17 protein-coding genes are annotated in these 17,577 nt (G+C 60.9%); 12 read left to right on the top strand and 5 right to left on the bottom strand.

The window, feature by feature from the left end; all coding sequences use genetic code 11:
- Positions 1-4: 4 nt before the first annotated feature.
- Positions 5-583 (bottom strand): DUF7822 domain-containing protein, encoded by a 579-nt coding sequence (locus tag AOT96_RS06420; protein WP_042926530.1) that lies wholly within the window; start codon positions 581-583, stop codon positions 5-7.
- Between the two features lie 26 nt (positions 584-609).
- A complete protein-coding gene (locus AOT96_RS06415; protein WP_050654586.1) occupies positions 610-1,218 on the bottom strand; it encodes a TetR/AcrR family transcriptional regulator in 609 nt (202 codons plus the stop codon).
- Positions 1,219-1,358: 140 nt separating this feature from the next.
- On the opposite strand from AOT96_RS06415, the gene AOT96_RS06410 reads away from it, so the two are divergent.
- From AOT96_RS06410 to AOT96_RS06400, 3 genes are all read left to right on the top strand, one after another.
- Positions 1,359-2,504, top strand: a complete 1,146-nt coding sequence (locus tag AOT96_RS06410) for an acyl-CoA dehydrogenase family protein (RefSeq protein ID WP_007730036.1) — start codon at positions 1,359-1,361, stop codon at positions 2,502-2,504.
- 73 nt (positions 2,505-2,577) lie between these two features.
- Positions 2,578-3,339: an SDR family NAD(P)-dependent oxidoreductase gene (locus AOT96_RS06405; RefSeq protein ID WP_003939707.1), complete on the top strand. Its 762-nt coding sequence runs from the start codon at positions 2,578-2,580 to the stop codon at positions 3,337-3,339.
- 97 nt (positions 3,340-3,436) lie between these two features.
- The gene (locus AOT96_RS06400; protein ID WP_007730038.1) at positions 3,437-4,084 is read left to right on the top strand and encodes a TetR/AcrR family transcriptional regulator; all 648 of its coding nucleotides are present in this window, start codon (positions 3,437-3,439) and stop codon (positions 4,082-4,084) included.
- A 2-nt stretch (positions 4,085-4,086) separates the two neighbouring features.
- Here AOT96_RS06400 and AOT96_RS06395 read toward each other — a convergent pair whose 3' ends face one another.
- Positions 4,087-4,548 carry an SRPBCC family protein gene (locus AOT96_RS06395; protein WP_003940411.1) on the bottom strand — a complete coding sequence of 154 codons (462 nt, stop codon included), beginning with the start codon at positions 4,546-4,548 and terminating at the stop codon, positions 4,087-4,089.
- A gap of 89 nt (positions 4,549-4,637) precedes the next feature.
- Between AOT96_RS06395 and AOT96_RS06390 the strand changes: the two genes are divergently transcribed.
- The 3 genes from AOT96_RS06390 to AOT96_RS06380 all read left to right on the top strand — a co-directional run bounded on the left by AOT96_RS06390 (position 4,638) and on the right by AOT96_RS06380 (position 7,919).
- A complete protein-coding gene (locus tag AOT96_RS06390) occupies positions 4,638-5,264 on the top strand; it encodes a TetR/AcrR family transcriptional regulator (RefSeq protein WP_030536574.1) in 627 nt (208 codons plus the stop codon).
- A gap of 754 nt (positions 5,265-6,018) precedes the next feature.
- Positions 6,019-7,311, top strand: a complete 1,293-nt coding sequence (locus AOT96_RS06385; protein WP_065351454.1) for an MFS transporter — start codon at positions 6,019-6,021, stop codon at positions 7,309-7,311.
- Between the two features lie 104 nt (positions 7,312-7,415).
- Positions 7,416-7,919 carry an NUDIX domain-containing protein gene (locus tag AOT96_RS06380; protein ID WP_065351453.1) on the top strand — a complete coding sequence of 168 codons (504 nt, stop codon included), beginning with the start codon at positions 7,416-7,418 and terminating at the stop codon, positions 7,917-7,919.
- Between the two features lie 175 nt (positions 7,920-8,094).
- On the opposite strand, the gene AOT96_RS06375 is transcribed toward AOT96_RS06380, so the two are convergent.
- Complete coding sequence (locus AOT96_RS06375) at positions 8,095-8,514, bottom strand: hypothetical protein (RefSeq protein WP_125052065.1); 420 nt, start codon at positions 8,512-8,514, stop codon at positions 8,095-8,097.
- A gap of 237 nt (positions 8,515-8,751) precedes the next feature.
- On the bottom strand, positions 8,752-9,771 hold the full coding sequence (locus AOT96_RS06370; protein ID WP_042923914.1) for a Gfo/Idh/MocA family protein: 1,020 nt from the start codon (positions 9,769-9,771) through the stop codon (positions 8,752-8,754).
- 361 nt (positions 9,772-10,132) lie between these two features.
- Between AOT96_RS06370 and hisD the strand changes: the two genes are divergently transcribed.
- The 6 genes from hisD (at position 10,133) to AOT96_RS06340 (ending at position 17,525) form a co-directional block, all read left to right on the top strand.
- Positions 10,133-11,455: a histidinol dehydrogenase gene (gene hisD / locus AOT96_RS06365; RefSeq protein ID WP_042923916.1), complete on the top strand. Its 1,323-nt coding sequence runs from the start codon at positions 10,133-10,135 to the stop codon at positions 11,453-11,455.
- Entirely contained in the window at positions 11,452-12,885 is a 1,434-nt protein-coding gene (locus AOT96_RS06360; RefSeq protein ID WP_042923920.1) for an aspartate ammonia-lyase, read from the top strand. Before hisD ends, AOT96_RS06360 begins: the two co-directional genes overlap by 4 nt.
- Positions 12,886-13,038: 153 nt before the next feature.
- Complete coding sequence (locus AOT96_RS06355) at positions 13,039-14,625, top strand: GMC family oxidoreductase (RefSeq protein WP_054188484.1); 1,587 nt, start codon at positions 13,039-13,041, stop codon at positions 14,623-14,625.
- Positions 14,626-14,666: 41 nt separating this feature from the next.
- Positions 14,667-16,466, top strand: coding sequence for a thiamine pyrophosphate-binding protein (locus AOT96_RS06350; RefSeq protein WP_054188483.1), 1,800 nt, complete (start codon positions 14,667-14,669; stop codon positions 16,464-16,466).
- 31 nt (positions 16,467-16,497) lie between these two features.
- On the top strand, positions 16,498-17,334 hold the full coding sequence (locus AOT96_RS06345) for a sugar phosphate isomerase/epimerase family protein (protein ID WP_054188413.1): 837 nt from the start codon (positions 16,498-16,500) through the stop codon (positions 17,332-17,334).
- 50 nt (positions 17,335-17,384) lie between these two features.
- Positions 17,385-17,525: a hypothetical protein gene (locus AOT96_RS06340; protein ID WP_156778931.1), complete on the top strand. Its 141-nt coding sequence runs from the start codon at positions 17,385-17,387 to the stop codon at positions 17,523-17,525.
- Positions 17,526-17,577 lie beyond the last annotated feature (52 nt).

Genomic DNA, 17,577 nt, shown 5'->3' with positions numbered 1-17,577 from the left:
GCTCCTATCGAGGGACGTCGAGATCGAAGTACAGGGTCTCGGACCAGTAACCGAGGCCGAGCTCGCGTAGCGGTTCCTCGACGCTCTCCTGAGTCGGCGTGAACAGTCGCTCCCAGAAGCTTGGCTTGACGGGTGCGAGCGTGGCCAGCGCCGCCTCCATCTCGGCGTCGATGTCCGCCAGACCGGTCATCAGGGCCGTGCCCTGTTCGGCGAACGGTTCGTCGTCCATGTCGAAGATCTCGCCGCACTCGAGGACGAAGTAGTGGTCGGGCTCGGTGTGGCTGCGCAGGAAACGCAGCGCATCGCCGGCCATCGTGCCGAGTTCGGGGTGATCGATTCGGCCGAGGAAGTCTTCGAGCCGGGCGATACCAGGACCACAGGGCGCGGTGACCGCGATCAGGTCGGGGGTGTCGTCCCAGATGATCGACTGTTGGGCGAAGGGATTCACGGACACAAGGATCCTCGGGACCAGCGGTATCGCGTACGACCACTCGGAGATACCGGTGAGACCTCGGGCGCGAGCGGCAGCCGGATTCTCATGCGGGGCAACAGGGGTCGAGTAGAGATAGGTGCGGTTGGCCACTGGCCGAGTCCTTTCTGCGGTCGGTGTCACCTGATTCGGGCGGCGCCCACCATCCTCAATGCCAGGTCTCCGTACAGTTTTCCGATGTCTTCCGGATTCGTGTAATTGCCGGCCGGGAACCAGCGGCACACGTCGACGCACAGGGACATCAAGGCGAGGGTGACGCCTTCGGCATCGGGGATCGTGAAGTCGCCTGACTGCACGCCGGCATCGACAACCTCCCGGACCACCCGCGTCGTGCTGCGGCGAAGCGCGACGACGGTTCGGTAGTGCTCTGGTGTGAGGGCAGTGAGTTCGTACTGGACAACGCGAGCGAGTGAATGGTGCCCCGCCTGCCAACTGGCGAAGGTGCTGATCAGTTCCTGCAAACGAACGGACGGTTCTTCACCCGGTCGGTCGGCGCCCTCGACCACCTTCAACGCTTCGGTGTGGCCTTCGTAGCTGATCGCGAAAAGCAACTCTTCTTTCGAGCGGTAGTGCGGGTACATGGCGGCGGGACTCATGTCGAGTCGCGCGGCGATGTCACGGGTGGTGGTGCCGCCGTAGCCGGCAGAGGCAAAAGCGTCCACGGCTGCCGCGCGGATACGGGCCGCAGCTTTGGAGGGGCTGATCACCACGTCAGGTGAATCGCTCACGGTTTCCTCCAGGTGTGACGGATTTCGATGTTGACAATATCCCGCTCTCGATTCACTATAAGCAGGTGCTTAGATTCTAAGCGAATGCTTAGGAACATCGTTACGTGTGGCTTTGCCACGCCGAAAGGAAGCAACTCGTCATGCGTCGCACTCTGTACGGACCCGATCACGAGGCATTTCGCGAATCTGCTCGCGAATTCGTCAACCGGAACATCCTTCCGGTCGCAGAGAAGCTGATCGACCAGCGCTTCATCGATCGTGAAATCTGGCTCGAAGCGGGACGCAACGGCTTCCTCGGACTCGAGGTTCCGGAGGCGTACGGCGGAAGCGAAGCCGGCGACTACCGCTTCAACGCGGTTCTGGCCGAAGAGCTCTCGCGCGCCAGTGCAGCTGTTGCTTCGAGCTTCGGCATTCACGCCGACGTCGTTGCTCCCTACCTCGTTCAGCTCACCACCGAAGAGCAGAAGCAGCGTTGGCTGCCCAAGTTCTGCACCGGTGAGATGCTGACGGCCATCGGCATGACCGAGCCTTCCGGTGGATCCGACCTCGCCTCGCTCAAGACCACTGCGGTCAAGGACGGCGACGACTGGATCATCAACGGCTCCAAGACCTTCATCACCAACGGCTACAACGCCGACCTCGTGATCGTGGCGGCTCGGACCAGTCCCGAGAAGAAGTCCAAGGGCATCACCCTCTTTGCCGTCGAGACCGGCATGGAAGGCTTCGAGCGCGGACGCAAGCTCGACAAGGTCGGCCAGCACGAGTCCGATACCGCCGAACTGTTCTTCGAGAACGTTCGCGTGCCGTCCACCAACATCATCGGTGAGATCGACCGCGGCTTCATCCACATGATGGAAATGCTGCCGCAGGAGCGCGTCGGCGCTGCGGTGTCCAACATCGCGCACGCCGCTCCGATCCTCGAAGAGACGCTGCAATATGCCAAGGACCGCAAGGCTTTCGGTCAGCCGATCGGCTCGCTGCAGTGGAACAAATTCCTTCTCGCGGATCTCGTCACCCGCATCGAGGTCACCCAGGCCTACGTCGACAACTGCGTCGCGGCACACGCTGCCGGCGAGCTGACCGCCATCGACGCCGCCAAGGCTAAATGGTGGACCGCGCAGGTGCAGAACGAGGTCCTCGATCACTGCGTTCAGTTGCACGGTGGCTACGGCTTCATGACCGAGTACCGCGCCGCTCGCGCGTGGATGGACGCCCGCGTCACCAAGATCTGGGCCGGATCCAACGAGATCATGAAGGAACTCATCGGCCGCGATCTCGGCCTGTAATTTCGCAACTGCAGTCGATACGTCACTGCAACCGCCACTTCCCGAACCCGACGACACAGGAGCATCACCGCGCATGTCTGTTCTCGACAAGTTCTCTCTGACCGATCGAGTGGTCATCGTGACCGGTGCGTCGTCGGGCCTCGGGGTGGCGTTTGCGAAAGCCGCAGCAGAGGCCGGCGCGGACGTCGTCCTCGCTGCTCGCCGCGTCGACAAGCTCGAAGACACGGCCAAGCTCGTGCGTGACGCAGGCCGCGAAGCATTGTGCGTGGCCACCGACATCGTCGATCCGGCTCAGGCTCAGAACATGGTCGACGCCGCGATGGAGAAGTTCGGCCGCGTGGACGTGCTGGTCAACAACGCCGGCGTCGGAACTGCCGTTCCGGCGACCCGCGAGACCCCGGACCAGTTCCGCGCCGTCATCGACATCAACCTCAATGGGTCCTACTGGGCAGCGCAGGCCTGCGGCCGCGTCATGCTCCCAGGCAGCTCCATCGTCAACATCTCGAGCATTCTCGGATTGACGACCGCCGGACTCCCGCAGGCCGCCTATGCGGCGAGCAAGGCAGGCGTCGTCGGATTGACCCGCGACCTCGCACAGCAGTGGGGAACGCGCAAGGGCATTCGCGTCAACGCGATCGCGCCCGGCTTCTTCAAGTCGGAAATGACAGACCAATACAACGACGGTTACTTGGACGCGATGGCTCCGCGCCTGATCCTCGGCCGCATGGGCGATCCGGAAGAGCTCGCGGCCACCATGGTGTGGCTCGCGTCCGAGGCCGGCGGATACGTCACCGGTCAGACCATCGCCGTCGACGGAGGAATCACCATCACCTGACGCCGATGCCGAGATGTCGCCGGCTTTGCCGTATAAGTAGCTGGTGACCTCTCGCGCCGAACCTCAGGAGAACTGGGAAGACCGTCCGCCACCATCCATGGCTGCGACGGAGCTTCTGCGTGACCTGCCGGTGACTGCCCGCGGCGTCCGGACCAGGGCTTCTCTGGTCGCAGCGGCTCGAACGGTGTTCGAGCGCGCAGGGTATCTCGACGCCCGTCTCACGGACATCACCAAGGAAGCGAACTGCTCCACCGGCACGTTCTACACCTACTTCGACAACAAAGAGCAGATCTTCGCCGCAGTTCTCGACGTCGCGCAGGAAGACATGCTGCACCCCGGCATGGGACGGGTCCGCGACGTCGACAATCCGTATGCGGTCCTCGAATCGAGCAACCGTGCCTACCTGACGGCTTTTCGCCGCAACGCCAAACTCATGGGCCTACTCGAGCAGGTATCGCATATCGACCCGGCCTTCGCGAAACTGCGTCGGGACCGCGCCGAAACCTTCATTTCTCGCAATGCCCGAGCCATCGAACGCTTGCAAGCAGCTGGCAAGGCAGACGCCTCGTTGGACCCGCTGTTGGCTTCCCGAGCACTGTCGGCGATGGTGAGCCGCCTTGCCTACAGTTCATTCGTCTCCGAGGAACCTGGCGCCGACGGCAACCCCGTCCCGTTCGAGGACGTCGTCAAGACGGCTACTCAGGTGTGGGCCAACGCGCTGGGACTCGAAGGCGACCGCGGGTAGTTTCAGCCTTCGCCGCGGGCCGCGAACTGCTCCTCGAGGCTGTGGCGCAGTGTTTCCTCGCTGTTCTTGACAGCGTTTTCGACGAACGGTCCGATCAATCGGCCGAGTGCCTTGCCGGCAATGCCGCCGGGCAGTTTGTAGGCGAAGTCGACGGAAAGCTCGGTCTTGGAATCGTCGATCGCGGCGAACTCCCACGTGGACGAGTTGGATACACCGCCGAGCGAGGACAGCTTGATGATCCGATTCTTCTCCCACTCGGTGACCTCGAGTTTGGAGCGCAACGTGCTCGGCCCGATCTGCATGGCCGCGTCGAACGTGGCGCCGAGTCCCTGATCGAACTCTCCGAACGGGGTGAACTCGGAAACACCGAACATCCACGTCGGGACATTGCGGTAGTTGTCGATGTAGTCGAAGGCGACATCAACCGGCACGGCAGCAACCGCGGTGTGGCGAACATGGATCATGACTGGTCCCTGTCTTTCGGTGAACACCGACTCTAACCAATGGCTCCGACGTGTTCGGCGGCGGCGCAAGAGCGATCTACGGTATCGGTATGACGAACGAGCTTCCGGTACGCGGGTCCTGGCGCGATTACGAAGACCTGGGACTACCGAAACCGCTCGCTGCGGCGCTGGAGGCGTTCGTCGAGCAGGGCTATCACGGGACTTCGATCCGTGACGTCGCGTCGCGGTCCGGGCTGTCGGTGCCGGGGCTCTACCACCACTACCCGTCCAAGCAGGCTCTGCTGATCGGTCTGGCGACCGTGGTGATGACGGAGTTGTTGGAGCGAAGCCGCGCCGCCGAACTCGATGCCGGGGACGATCCCTCCGATCGCTTCGACGCGGTGATCGAATCTCTGTTGCGGTTCCACATGTTTCGACGCGAGCAGTCGTTCGTCGCCTCCTCGGAGATTCGCAGCATGGAGCCCGACAGCCGGGCTGGTTACATCGCCCAGCGCGACGAACAGCAGAAGCAGGTGGACCGGATCGTCCTCGACGGCGTCGCTTCGGGAGTGTTCGAAGCCGACCATCCCGAGGACGCCAGCCGAGCCGTGGTGACGATGTGCGTCGCCGTCGCGGTCTGGTACCGACCGGACGGTGAGTTGTCTCCGGACGAGTTGGTGGAGAGGTATTTGGAGATAGCGAGGCGCATGGTGGGGGCGAAGCGGGTGGGGGAGTGACTGTGGGGGCGAAGCGGGTGGGGGAGTGACTGTGCGGGCGAAGCGGGTGGGGGAGTAACTGCTGTGTGCAGTGTCGCGGAAGGCGGTCGCCAGCGTTTGGTGTCGGCCACGACGCGTTCAACCTCGCTTTTGTTTGCCTGGGAAATCGCGTAGGTCGGTCGCATTGACCAGCGCGCGGACACGGTTTGTTGCGTTGCGAAGGCGTTCTCCAGCTATCGGATTCCGGACGGCCGCGGCGGCCAACGACTTTGCAACAGTGGCGACTTCATCGCCGCCGGGGATCAGTAGGCGGTCAGCGCCGGCCAGGAGGCTTGCGAGTGCGGTCTCGCGGGTGACCGTCCACGCGTCGTTGCAAAACAGTGCAGGCTCGCTGTAGCTACTTTTACACCGGCACGAGGCTCACCTTCGGGCACACGGCTCGGTCGATCAATTACCAGTGCGCTGATTCTTGCCCTATTGACTCTTCCACGTGCGGTGATACGTTTAACCGCACGAGAATGGTGAATGTTATCCCCCGGTGTCGTTACGCGCAATGATGCAGTGCGCAGTGTCGACCTGGCGGGCGTGCGGCTGCGGGGACTGTTTGGCCTAGGATGTGCGCGATATGTGCATATTTATGGTGAATTAGTTCTCGCACTGCGCATCGTTGTTGTGATGGCGACTCCGTAACGTGATTTGGACAACGCTGATTGCAGTACATGACGTGCCTCGCAACCCTATTGAGGGGCACGCGTGTGCAGATTGAGGACTCACAATGACTACGAACATTTCGGAAGACCGGCCGGCGCTGAGCCTCCAGCGAATTCGGCTTGCCCGGGTTGCGACATTCTTCGGATTCGCGCAATTGGGAGCGGTCATGCTCACGTGGTCGACGAACACCACTGCGCTCCGTGCTCACCTGGGGTGGTCGGGGGAGGGCGGAGACTCGAATTTCGGGCTGGTGGCACTGGCGATCGGCGTCGGCGCTGCAGTCGGCTGCTTCCTCATCGGGCCGTTCGTCGACAGGTACGGTCCGCGAGCCACCTGTATGCCGACGATGATCATCTACCCGTTGATGTATATCCCGTTCGCGTTCTTGCAGGGTATTGCCAGCGCAATGTTCCTCGGCGTGATGATCGGCCTGTTGAGAGGTGCCTTCGATACCGCCTTCAACACACACGGTGTGCAGGTGGAGCGTTACTACGGCAGGCCCATCATGTCTGCGTTCCACGCGGCCTATCCGGCAGGCGGATTCGTCATCGGCCTGGTGGCCAGTGCAATCGCCCGTCACTATGTCGAGAGCCCCGCCGTGGCCTACATCTCGATCGGTGTCACGATGTCGGTTCTCGGAGCTGTGTTCGGTCGCTGGCTGTTGACTCGCGATGAGCTGCTTCCCCCGGCTGCCGCAGTCGCGATCGAGAAGCAATCGACAACCGAGAGATCGGCGTCGACGACGACTTTGCTGATCATGGCCGGATTCGGCCTCTTGATGCTGGCATCGATGCTCAGCGAAGGCGCAATTCTGGACTGGGGACAGGAGTTCGTCCGGCGCCATGCCGATACCAGCGCAGGTATGGCTGCGACAGCTGTGACCTTCTACTCCGGTGCACAGTTCGTGGGGCGCCTCTTCGGCGACCGGCTCGCCGAGTACTTCGGTGCGCGCGTCATCGTGGCCGTCAGTGGTGTGATCGGATTCGTCGGTGCCTTGCTCGCGATCGGGGGTGCGTCAGCTCCGTTCGCCCTGGTGGGATTCGTTCTCCTGGGGCTCGGGCTGGCATGCATGGCTCCGCTGATGCTCTCTGCTGCCGGCCGTCGTGACCCCGAGAACGCCGGAAGAAACATCGGAATTGTCAATGCGATCGGCTACGTCGGCATGCTCGCCGGGCCGGCTGCGATCACGCTCATCGTCGACGGATTCGGAATCGGCTGGATGCCGGCGCTGCCGGCAATCTTGCTCCTGCTCATCGCCGTCGGCGGTCCTGTTTTGATGAAAACCGTTCCGCGATACTCGGAAACTGAACGTACGGGAAATGCTCCGAAGCCGGAGCATCACACGGTCTCCCGCTGAGGTCGAACAAGCAGTGGCCCACGTGCGAGTACATCGAAATCCGGTGTACTCGCACTGGTGTCACCGAACGGAAGGAAATTCTGTTCGGGATTTGAGGAAGAAACATGAGCACCGGCGGACCTTCGGAGTCGATCAGACGTTCTGCGCGAGCGCTGATCGTGGATCATTCGTATCGAATACTGTTGTGCAAGTTTCGATCTAGATCCGATGAAACCTATTGGATCACGCCCGGTGGCCGTTGTGAGGAACGTGAGACCCCACGCGGCAAACTCGAGCGAGAGCTTCGAGAAGAGGTAGGGCTCGAACTACGCACGACGCAGCCGCTCGTCTGGCGCCAAACGATCATCGATCCAGAGCACTTTCCCGGATTCAGCGGCGTCGACAACTTCTATTTCCTGGTTCGAGTTCATGAATTCGAACCACGAGGGGCACTGACCGACGCAGAATTGCGCGATGAGCACCTACACGGTTTCAGATGGTGGAGTCTGGAAGAGATCGAGAACTATTCGGGTTCGGCCCTTTTCGCGCCTCACGATATCGCCGAGAGGCTCGATCTCACCCTTCGTCGCGGCTCGCCGTGCCCGGTAGTGTGTTTCGGCTCGGATTGATCCAGGTTGCTACTCGTACAGAATCGGGCCGCGCGATCGCTGGCGACACCGACGCCACGTACATGACAAGACACCGACGCTCTGTACAGGAGAATATGCCGCAACTGGGCAGCGACCCGTCGTAGACAACCCCGTGGACGACTCGTGATGCCAATGCCGTTCGAGGTCGACGGGGTTATGTTCGGCGCACCAGGACTGTGCCGTTGGTCGCAGAGTTGGTTCCAGACACGTGAAACATTGCGTGCGCCCAAGGGCGGTCCGCGTTCAGCAACGAATTCTCTTCGATCATCCTGTCGTCGTGATAGCCCTGTGGATCCTCGCCGAGCTCGACCAATCGTTGTCGCGCTGTCTCCGGTGCGGTGTCGACCCACACTGTCGCGTCGTACAACATCCGCAATGAACGGCGGATCGACCCGGCACCTTCCACGAGAAGCAACGTCGTCTGGTCAGGGACAGCGATATCGCGAGGCTTGTCGTGGTTCGGCTGGAAGGTGAATGGAAGCCCATTTCGCCGGATAGGTTCCAGTAATTCCTTGGCGAGCAAGGTATCCCAGCCAAAAAATGTTCGACTGCACGCGATGTCATCTGTGTGCACGATGACCGTCCCTGTACAGTTTGCCGATAGCAGTGCGGCCAGCGTCGACTTGCCGGAACCACCCCTCCCATCGATCCCTACGATTGCCGGGCCGCGCCCAACTGAACCGGCCCGCAGAAGTTCCACGAATTGTGGGATCGCGAATCTATTCCAATCCGTATTTTCGTCACGCTCAGTGGGACGTTTCATGAACCTCTACCTTGGATCGAACCAGCTCCGAGTGTGAATTGTGAACGGCTACTGTCCACAGAAGTCGACTGGGACCCGGTTACCCGTCCTGGCCGACTCGAGTATCGAGATGCTCACTGCCAGTGCGTTGGTCGCGTCGAGTCCGTCGACGACTGGTCGGCCGTCACCGCGCGTGGCACGGGTGAAGTGTTCCAGCGTGATGTCGTACGTGTGCCGGCGGTCTTCGACATCGATCTCGTGCGATCCCCGGCGATCGTGCAGAACGACCGACCCGATGGGTTCCGGAGTCATGACGTCGGCTGCATGAAGGCTGCCGGCTGTCCCGTGCACCTCCACATACGTGGGTGCGAATGGCGTAGTGAAAGTGTCGTGGAATCGTACAAGGACGTTGTTCTCGTAGAGAATCGACGAGGAGGCTGCATCTTCGGCTTCGGTCACCCAATCTCCTTGGGCCACAGTGATCGCGCTCGCCGTCAGTGCTCTTGTGCCGAGTAGCGGATTCACGACGGAGGCGTTGTGGCAGGAAAGATCCATGACGGCGCCTGATCCCGGCGTGCTACCGAGTCGCCACCCTCGCAAACGTTCGGGTAGGAGCGACGTGTGGCGAACACTGACCGACAGAATCCGGCCTATGTCGCCGCGCGCCACTGTGCGTCGAATGGCCTGGTGCGTACCTGCTGCGGGCAGGTGGTGGTTGACGCCTAGGACTACGCCGGCGGATTCGCAAGCGGCGGTCATCTTCCGCGCATTGTCGATGCTCGTCGACAGCGGCTTCTCACAGAGAACGTGTTTTCCGGCTGCTGCCGCCGCGCACACCTGCTCGAGGTGGCGATCATTTGCACTGGAGATGTAGACCGCATCGATGAGGGGATCGCTGAGCAGATCGTTCAGCTTGTTCGTTCCGTTCGATATCTCGTTCCGACGTGCGTACTGCTCGGCATGGTCCGCATTTCCGCTGTACACGGAACTGATGTGGTGGCCGGTCCTTCGCAGTGCGGGAATCATTCTCGTTTCGGCGATATCACTCGCACCGACGATTCCCCAGACGAGATGCGGTTGTTCGCTCATCGAAGTATTCCTTCTCGGGCATCGACGATGTCGAATAGACAGCGACGGCTCCGGGTATCGGCCGACTCGACGTCAGGAGTTCGGCGCGGACGAAATCTGGTAGGCCAACCCTACGAAGTGGCGATAGATATCGACAGCGCCAAAACGTGCAAGCGTGAGCCGCTGATCGACCACTGTGAGCAGGCGCGAGCGCTGCACCTGCTCTGACCGTGAGCTTTCGAACGACCGGCATATCATGCACGGATTGGGCAGAATTTGGCAGAAGTGGTTCCCCCTATGTGTCTGTCCGCTGGATCACTTCGCAGGAAAGCTAGGGCTATCAGTTTGATTTCATGCCTCACCTCGAAGGAGTAACCCGCCAATGTCGTTCGTTCTCAAAGCCGCAGTCGGCGAACCAGCGCAGCGTGCCAGCAATCCGGCGGTGGTCGACACTGTCGCGGGTGTGATCGCAGACATTCGTGCCAACGGTGACGACGCGGTCCGCAAGTACTCTGACCGTTTCGACCGGTGGTCACCGGATTCGTTCAGGCTCGACGAAGATCAGATCCGCGAGATCGTCAAGTCCGTCCCGACAACGGTCCTCGAGGACCTGCAGTTCGCGCAGCGTCAGATTCGCGACTTCGCCCAGGCGCAGCGCGACACCATCACAGACCTCGAGGTCGAGACTCTGCCCGGCGTGTTCTTGGGGCACCGGAACATTCCGATCGACGCGGCTGCAGCTTACGTTCCGGGTGGCAGGTACCCGCTGACAGCGTCGGCGCACATGACGGTGCTGACCGCGAAGGTCGCAGGCGTCGAACGCGTCGCGGCTACGACGCCCCCGAATGACGGGCTTCCGCCCCAGATCAGCATCACCGCAATGCATCTCGCCGGGGCCGACGAGATTTTCGTGCTCGGTGGCGTACAGGCGATTGCAGCGCTGGCTCTCGGTACCGAGACGATCGATCCTGTCTCGATCCTCACGGGGCCGGGCAACGCATACGTGGCAGAGGCAAAGCGTCAACTCTTCGGTGAGGTCGGAATCGATCTCTTTGCAGGTCCCACCGAAACACTGATCGTTGCCGACGAGTGCGCCGACCCGTTCACCATCGCAGTGGATCTACTCAGCCAGGCTGAACACGGTCCGGATTCACCGTGTGTGTTGATCACGACGTCCGAGGCTGTGGGCAACGAGGTGATCAAACACATCGACGCATTGCTACCCGGTCTGGAGACGAACGCGATCGCCGGGCCCGCTTGGCGCGACCACGGACAGATCCACGTTGTCGAGACTCTCTCCGAAGCATATGAACTCGCGGACAAGTTTGCCTCCGAGCACGTACAGATCCTGACGCAGAATCCGCGTGAAGCGCTCGACAGCATGAGCAACTACGGTGCCCTTTTTCTGGGGGAAGGAACGTGTGTTCCATACGGCGACAAAGTGATCGGGACCAACCACGTACTTCCTACTCTTGGCGCTGCGCGCTACACCGGAGGGCTCTGGGTAGGGAAGTTCCTCAAAACCCTCACTTTCCAGGAGGTGCGCGATCCGGCGGCGAGCGCCAGGATCGGCGAGATCGCTGCGCGACTGTCCCGACTGGAACGCTTCGAAGGCCACGCCCGTTCAGGTGACCTGCGTGCGGCGAAGTTCGGTGGAGCCGAACTACCGTGGGGCGAGATCCCGGTGGCGGCAAACCTCAAATGACGATGCGCATCGAGCACGACCTGCTCGGTGATCGCGAAGTGCCTGCGGAGGCCTACTACGGCATCCACACGCTGAGAGCACTGGAGAACTTCCCGATCACCGGTATTCCTCTCTCGGTCCACCCGGACATGGTATCGGCGTTGGCTGCGGTCAAGCAGGCCGCTGCTCGGGCGAACGCCGACCTCGGAATCCTCTCGCCCGAGCATGCAGCGGCGATCGAGCAAGCTTGCAAGGAGATTCGTGCGGGCAGGTTCACCGACCAGTTCGTCGTCGACGTCATTCAGGGTGGTGCCGGCACGTCATCGAACATGAACGCCAACGAAGTGGTCGCGAACCGCGCGCTCGAAATTCTCGGCGGCGAACGGGGGCAGTACCAATTCCTCCATCCGCTCGAACACGTCAACATGAGTCAGAGCACCAACGACGTCTACCCCACCGCGATCAAAATCGGCTTGCAAGGTGCCGTCACCAGGCTTCGAGGTGCGATGGACGAACTTGCAGGCGCATTCGCGGAGAAAGCAGCCGAGTTCTCCCACGTGCTCAAGGTCGGGCGGACTCAGTTGCAAGACGCGGTCCCGATGACTCTCGGTCAAGAGATTGTCACGTTCGCCGTGATGATCAAGGAGGACTCTCAGAGACTGGAAGAGGCCGCTCGGTTGATCTCGGAGATCAACCTGGGAGGGACGGCGATAGGTACCGGTCTCAATGCGCACCCGGAGTACGCCAGACGTGTGCGTGAGCATCTGGTGTCGATCACCGGTCTCGACATCTCGACGGCATCGGATCTCATCGAAGCAACCCAGGACGTCGGGGCCTTCGTTCAGCTGTCGGGAGTGCTCAAGCGTACCGCGGTCAAACTGTCCAAGATCTGCAACGATCTGAGATTGCTGTCCTCAGGCCCACGAGCAGGTCTGGGTGAGATCAATTTACCTGCGGTGCAGGCAGGTTCGTCGATCATGCCCGGAAAGGTCAATCCGGTCATTCCGGAAGTGGTCAATCAGATTGCCTACCGGGTGGTGGGAAACGATCTGACCATCACCATGGCTGCCGAGGCGGGTCAACTGCAGCTCAACGCATTCGAACCGGTCATTGCACACAGCTTGTTCGAGACTGCAGAACTCCTCACGCGGGGCTGCACTGTGTTGCGCGAGCGATGCGTGATCGGCATTACCGCCAACGTCGAGCATCTCGAACGAACGGTCGCGGCTTCGATCGGTGTCGTGACCGCGCTCAATCCCTACATCGGCTACACAGCCGCGACGGAATTGGCGGCGGACGCGCTTGCTTCCGGTCGTACCGTCGTGGAGTTGGTGCTCGAACGCGGGTTGTTGGGCAAGGAGGATTTGGACGCGATCATGGAGCCTGCGAATTTGGCACGAACTGCGATCGTGTCGGCTCCCGATTTCGATCCACTCGTCCCGTCGACCTGACCAGGTCTTCAGGGCGGTTGACACCGCACATGTGGGCGGTATCGTTTAGTGATACGTATAACTACTTGCAGTCCTGTTGTGTCAGGATTGACAGAAGCTGAGTCGGCACGGTTCAAGGACGTACCGCGCCAAGCCAGCCAGGAGACGGAAACCATGTTCGAAAAGACACGAATGGACAGTCATCCCCCCTGTAAGAGCAACTACGACGTCATCGTCGTGGGAAGCGGAATGGGGGGTGGAACGATGGCATACGCTCTCAAGGATTCCGGCCTCGATGTGCTCTTGATCGAGAGGGGAGACTTCCTTCCACAGGAACGTCAGAATTGGGACCCCCGAGCGGTGTTCGAGAAAGATCGGTACAAGAACGCCGAAAAATGGGTCGACACCGAAGGGCGGGAGTTCGCCCCCGGCACCTACTATTACGTCGGCGGAAACACCAAATTCTACGGTGGCTCGTTGGTCAGGTTCAGGAGAGAGGATTTTCAGTCCTCACGGCATCAGGACGGTGAATCGCCGGCATGGCCGTTCTCGTATGACGATCTCGAACCCTACTACGCACGTGCCGAGCAGGTGTACAAGGTTCACGGCGACCACACCGACGACCCGACGTTGCCACGCGACCAACCATTTCCGTACCCTCCCGTAGGGCACGAGCCAGCGATACAGCAGGTCGCCGACGACATGCGTAAGGCGGGTTTCACCCCTTCCAATCTCCCTCTCGGGGTCGACCTTCGGCAGGGTGGGTCATGTATTCGATGCAAGACATGCGACGGGTTCCCCTGCCGTACCTTGGCGAAATCGGATGCCGACGTCTGTTGCGTGCGACCCGCACTCGATTCGGGCAACGTCGAAATCGTCACGAACGGGTACGTGGAGAAGGTGTTGACCGACGATTCCGGACGTCGAGCATCAGGCGTCGAATTGACCCATCGCGGCGTCACCTCCACAGTACGTGCGGATACGGTCGTAATCTCCTGTGGTGCGGTCAATTCTGCAGCGCTGCTGCTACGTTCGGCCACATCTGTCCATCCTGACGGGCTCGCAAATTCCTCCGGAATGGTCGGTCGTAACTACATGGTGCACATGAACTCGATCATGGTGGCCATCGACCCACTCAAGAAGAACAAGTCCGAATTTCAAAAGACGTTGTACTTCAACGACTTCTACCTGCGTGGCACTGACGATCATCCGTATCCGCTAGGCCACGTGCAACTGATCGGGAAGCTCCAAGCGGAGATGATCAAGGGGCAACGGCCCCACATCCCCAAATGGGCGTTGAGCCTTGCCACGAACCGTAGTACCGATTGGTGGCTGTTCACGGAGGATCTGCCCAACCCTGAAAATCGTGTCACGCTGACTCCCGGAGGGCGTATCCAGATCGCATGGAAACCGAATAACGTCCGGGCACACGAGGTTCTGGTTCGCGAGACGCGAAAAATGCTTCGCAAGATCGGATTTCCGGTGGTCATCAGTGAAGGAACAGGGATAGAGGTCAACTCGCATCAGGCCGGAACCGTTCGGCTCGGTACCGACCCGGCTACATCGGTCCTCGATCCGAGTTGCCAGGCACACGATGTCGACAACCTGTATGTCGTCGACTCCTCCTTCTTTCCGTCGCTCCCGGTGATGAATCCGGCGCTGTCGATCGCGGCGAACGCGTTGCGTGTTGCAGATTCGATCATCGCTCGAAGTGGCGACTCCACGGCGGGTGCATCGCACGGCTCGTCGATCTCTGCATAAATTGCTCACCCCCAATTCTTTTCGATTCGAAAGTGAAGAACATGACTGTGCAAAAGCTCACCGGTGGCCAGATGGTGGTCGACATACTGATCCGTGAAGGAGTTGAAAAGGTATTCGCTATTCCGGGACACGGCAATACGGCGTTACTTGATGCGTTCGTCGACCGGGCCGACGAAATCGAGTTGGTTCCCGCCATCCACGAGCAGGGCGCCGCACACATGGCCGACGGCTACTACCGCGCATCGGGCAAGATCGCGGCCGTCTGTACTTCCATCGGACCGGGAGCGACAAACACCGTAACCGGAATCGCGACTGCGTTCGCGGACTCGCAGCCGATGATTCTGATCACCGGCGCCGTTCACACGTATATGGAGAACCGCGGCGTCCTCCAGGAGATCGATCGGCCGCACGGGAACAATTTCCCACGGATGGTCGAGCCGGTCGTCAAGCGCTGGTGGCAGCCCGGTCGACTCGAGCAGCTACCTTCCGCGATGGCTCAGGCGTTCAACACGATGCTCGAAGGTCGCAGAGGGCCTGTCCTGGTGGATATCCCGCAGGACCTGCAAGCTGAGTACGGCGACTATGTTCCAGAGTTGTACTCGCGCCGAGCTCAGACCCGGGCGACTGGTGATCCCGTCGCCATTGCCGAGGCAGCCAAGCTACTGGCGGGTGCTAAGCGTCCCGTGATCCTCGCTGGCGGAGGCGTCATCGCAGCCGAGGCCGGTGCGGAACTCCTCACACTGGCGGAACGTCTCGGCGCTCCCGTGACGCACTCCTTCCAGGGCAAAGGCGCATTCCCTGCAGACCACGATCTGTACGCGTGGCCGTGCGGCGACATGGGATCGATTCCGGGTAACGGAGTCACCAAGACCGCCGACGTCATTCTTGCAGTGGGTTGCCGGTTCAGCGATCGCATCACGTCCTCGTATCGCCCAGGAGTCACATTCGACATCCCTAACACGAAACTCGTTCACATAGACATCGACGGATTCGAGATCGGCCGCAACTACCCGGTCGAGGTCGGGATCGTCGGCGACGCCAAGACCTCGCTCTCGTCTCTGATCGACGAACTCGGCGCACCGGCAGCGGATTACGACTTCCGGGCAACCGACTACTACGCCGAACTTCAGGACTTGAAGGCACGGTGGGACGAGCACCTGCGCCCTATGCGTGAGACCGACTACTTGCCGATGACCAACTCGCGGGCAATGGTCGAGATCCGAAAGGTCCTTCCGCGTAACGGAATTCTGGTCACCGATTCCAGCAACCCGGCAAACCAGGCGTTCAACGAATTCCCGATCTACGAGCCGAAGAGCAACATCGTTGCCGGCGGATTCTCCGGAATCGGATTCGGTGTACCTGCCGCGATCGGCGCCGCGATCGGCGCACCGGACAAGCCGGTTCTCGCGCTCGTCGGCGATGGCGCGTTCCTACAGACCGGCACGGAGATCGCAGCTGCCGCCATGAGCGGCGTCAATGTCGTCTTCGTCGTTCTGAACAACGGTGGCTGGGAAGCAATCAAGGACCTCCAGATCAATCTCTTCGGCGCGGAACGGGAAATCATCTCAGGCTGGAAGTTGCCGGATGGATCCCCGTACTTCGCCGATATCACTGCGTTCGCGCAGTCCCTCGGATGCAAGTCCGAGCGAGTCGAGGATCCCGCAAAGCTCGGCGCCGCTGTTCAGCGCGCATTCGAGACCGAGGGCCCCGTAGTCATCGAGGCGATCAGTGCTCGCGAGCTGCCCTGGACCGAGATGCATGCAATGGGTTGGTGGGATATCACCGTACCGGCCTACCACGGCGAAGTTCGAGACGACTACGTGAACCAGCGCGGCTTCTGACCCACCCCTCACCGGAAAGTAGTTGTAAGTCATGGGCAACATCAAACTCGGACTTAATCTGGAGTTCGCGCGATACGAGAACGGCTCTTTCGATTGGGCCATGGACCAAGCTGCCGAGATCGGCTACAAGTACGTCGAGCCGATGGTGCACTGGGGTCGTGAACTGCTCAGTGCAGCAGGATATTTCCACAGCCGTTCCATGCTCGACGATCCGTTGATCCTGCGGAATGCGGCCGAAGATCGCGGTCTCAGCATCTCGTCGCTGTCGAGCCACGCGCCACTCGCCAAGCCGGAGGTGGCAGTGGAGTACTTCCGCCAGGCCATCCGCTACGCCGCGGAGGTGGGTTCTCCGATGATCATGGTCGACGATGGACCCACCCCGTCCTGGACCACGGAGGAAGAGAACTACACGCTCATGCGGTACACCCTGAAGGAGGCAGCGCTGGTCGCGGAGCCCCGGGGTATCAAGATCGCAATCGAGACCCACGGGCCGTACACCGCGACTCCGGAGCGCCTCGACAAGATCATGAATTTGGTCGACAGTCCTGCCCTGACGATCAACCTCGATACCGGAAACAGCTACCTGAGTGAGAACGATCCGCACGAGTGGCTCGAAGCCATCATCGGTCAGGTCACGCACTTGCACGCCAAGGACATTGCGGTGGACGACGCGAAACGTCTACGCGGAAAAGTGAGAGGCATGCTGGGATGCGCCTGCGGTGAAGGTGTCATCGACTGGAAGCGCATCGTCGACACGCTCGCCGCGGCCGACCACGACGTCGTCTTGTCGGTGGAGTGCGGCACGCTCGACGCCGCGAAGAAGAGCTACACCCACCTCAGCGCATTGATCGAAGCAGTCGGTCAGTAGCCGTGTTCGGTTTGGAGACGCATCCGGGAAACATGAATACAGTCGTGATCATGAACCCGTCCGTGATGAAGCAGAGGATTCCGAACGGTGAAGTACCGACCGTCGAGGAGTTCGTGACAGCCCCGCCTGCCTTACGCGCACTGCCGATCCCGCGGATCGAAGCCGTCGATGGCCGAGTACAGATCAACTAACCGAACACCGAAAGTGCTCGGGCCCAACCTCATCAGGTTGGGCCCGAGCACT

Source organism: Rhodococcus sp. 008, assembly GCF_001682295.1.
In the GTDB taxonomy this organism is placed as follows: Bacteria; Actinomycetota; Actinomycetes; order Mycobacteriales; family Mycobacteriaceae; genus Rhodococcus_F; species Rhodococcus_F qingshengii.
This window is presented reverse-complemented; position numbering and strand designations above follow the sequence as displayed.